This window comes from Flavobacterium sp., assembly GCF_043720215.1.
In the GTDB taxonomy this organism is placed as follows: domain Bacteria; phylum Bacteroidota; class Bacteroidia; order Flavobacteriales; family Flavobacteriaceae; genus Flavobacterium.
The window spans coordinates 1-2,200 of sequence record NZ_JAYSSZ010000036.1; the positions used below are offsets into that span (position 1 = coordinate 1).

2 protein-coding genes are annotated in these 2,200 nt (G+C 33.5%); one reads left to right on the forward strand and one right to left on the reverse strand.

Features of this window, described 5'->3' with window-relative positions; all coding sequences use genetic code 11:
* On the reverse strand, positions 1 to 986 hold a 986-nt coding region (hutH, locus tag ACHZC3_RS01460), incomplete at its 3' end, for a histidine ammonia-lyase (RefSeq protein ID WP_394758100.1).
* Positions 987 to 1,085: 99 nt separating this feature from the next.
* Here hutH and ACHZC3_RS01465 point away from each other — a divergent pair.
* Positions 1,086 to 2,200: NAD(P)/FAD-dependent oxidoreductase (locus ACHZC3_RS01465; protein WP_394758101.1), on the forward strand; the 1,115-nt coding region annotated here is incomplete at its 3' end.

Below are 2,200 nucleotides of genomic sequence, written 5' to 3' on the forward strand. Positions count from 1 at the left end.
TGATTTTTTACATCAATAATCGGGTTGTCATTTGCTGAATTAAATTCGTCTTCCAGAATTGATGCCACATTATTTATAGTCTCTAAAACTGGCCCTAAAATTTGTGGCACACAACGCAACGAATAATACTCTTGTACTTTCTCTTTGAAAACATCTTCGGTATTTTCTCCAGTATATAAGTGATCTTCTCTTTTTCTGATTAATGTGCTGTCAGATAAGTTTACTCTCATTCTTTCAGCCACTTCACGTTGTCCTTTATGACGTTTTGTATTGTTTAATTCCTCAGAAAAGTGATCATCATAAGCTTGAACAATCTCGTTTATTGCACAAGAAAATTTAAGTGACCAATCTAATAATTTATTAGCGTTATGTACGTTTACTACTCCAATTCCTGTCATTACAGAAGTTCCGTTCATTAATGCCAAACCTTCTCTAATTTCGACTTGAATAGGCTTCAAGTTTTCTAATTCGAAAACTTCTTGCGTTGGTCTTCTTTCTCCTTTATAAAAAACTTCTCCTTCTCCAATAAGTACCAATGCTAAATGTGCTAGTTGCACTAAATCTCCACTAGCACCAACACCACCGTGCTCAAAAATTAAGGGAGTAATATCTTTGTTTATCAATTCCTTCATCAAGTGAATTAATGACGGATGAACACCTGAATTTCCAAGAGAAAGTGTATTTAATCTTGCTAAAATTGCCGCTTTTACACAAAGTGGATTCAAAGGTCTTCCGGTTCCAGAGGAATGGCTTCTAATCAAATTATATTGCAGTTGAAGTCTGTCTTCATCTTTTATACGGTATTGTGCCATGGGCCCAAAACCTGTATTCACACCATAAATCACTTTATTTCCTGAAAATTCTTTAAGAAAATCGAAACTTTTATTTACTCTATCTAAAACAACATCGCTTATCTCAACTTTATTATTGTCAAAAATTATTGATTCAAATTCTTTTAAGCTTAAAAACTCATTAATCATACTCATTGTAACCCTTTTTTATTTTACTCAATTAATTTTTTATTGAAATTAATGTTGTTAACTTTGAAGTCGCAAATATAGGTATTAATCAGTAATATTTTGAATATGTTAAAGGAGTTTGTCGATGTTTTGGTAATTGGCGCTGGTCCCTCAGGATGTGTTTCGGCATCTCACCTTCATAATAACAACATTAAGGTAAAAGTTGTCGAGAAAACAAAATTTCCAAGAATTGTTGTTGGAGAGAGTTTAATACCTCGTGTTATGGATCATTTTGCAGAAGCGGGATTGTTTGAATCTCTTGATGCTATGAATTTTGAAAAAAAACTAGGCGCTCGTTTTATTCGTGGAAATGAGATATGTATCTTCGATTTTAGTGACAAATTTGGAGAGGGTTGGGATTGGACTTGGCAGGTACCAAGAGCTGATTTCGACAATACGATGGCGCAAGAAGTTATACGTAAAGGAATCGATTTAGAGTTTGAAAGCGAAGTGATATCATTAACTTTTGAAGGAAAAAACTCTATCACTGTGGTGAAAGACAAAGATGGAATTGAAAAAGAAATTCATGCTAAGTTTATTGTTGATTCTAGTGGATATGGAAGGGTTTTGCCAAGATTACTTGATTTAGATACACCATCAAAGTTAGATCCTCACTCTGCAATTTTTACACATGTAGTAGATGTAAATAGACCTGAAGGTGAAGAGGGAACTTTAATTTCTTTCGATATTTTAGAAACAGAAGTTTGGTTATGGGTTATTCCTTTCTCCAATGGAAAAACAAGCTTAGGCGTAGTTGGTCCAACAAGTTTTATCAATTCTCTATCTAAAGACAACGATAATGTTGAAGCATTAAATAACGCCATTAACAAGTCTGATTATTATATAAAACGCTTTGGTGGTGTCGAATTTACTTTCGAACCTGTAAAATTAGAAAACTATTCTCGTTCTGTAAAAAGCATGTACGGTGATGGTTTTGCATTAACAGGAAATAGTTCTGAATTTTTAGACCCTGTTTTTTCATCAGGTGTTGCTTTTGCTACAGAATCTGGAATGCTTGCTGCTAAATTATTTATTAAAGAATCGCAAGGAATTACTGTAGATTGGGAAACTGAATTTACAGGATATATGCGTCGTGGCATTGGCGTTTTTACTACTTATGTAAAAGAATGGTATACTGGCAATTTACAAACTTTGTTTTTTCATCAACCGGAAAATCCAGA